Raw genomic sequence first — 352 nt, 5'->3', positions numbered from 1 at the left:
CGGCCAGGGTCAGCTTCTTGGCCGGCAGGTGGTGGTGCAGCACCTCGTTGCCGTCGACGTGGGGGAAGTGCTCGTGCTTGACGCCGCCGAAGTAGGGGAAGGCGACTCGGGCCACGCTGTCGTGGGCGGTGTTAAGGCTCAGGCGCAGCGAGATGTCCTTGCCGTCGGCGTCCAGCGGCTCGAGGTTCCACTTGCCGCTGTTTTTGCCACTCTTGCCGCTGCTCTCGCCGTCGTTCTCGCCCCAGCGAAAGCCGATGGAGCCGCGCGGCACCACCAGCTGGTCGCGGGTCTCGTCCCAGGCCACCGTCTTCCACTCGGGGTTGTTGTCCTGGCCGAGGTTGGCGTCGAAGTC

The 352-nt window shown here is 67.3% G+C and carries 1 protein-coding gene; it reads right to left on the bottom strand.

Annotation, left to right across the window (positions count from 1 at the left end; translation table 11 throughout):
• Positions 1-352: hypothetical protein (locus ACUN9Y_RS22265; RefSeq protein ID WP_445462920.1), on the bottom strand; the 352-nt coding region annotated here is incomplete at both ends.

It is taken from the genome of Halomonas sp. V046, assembly GCF_052645355.1.
Note: the sequence above shows the minus strand (reverse complement) of the source record. Positions and strands in the feature narration are given on the sequence as shown.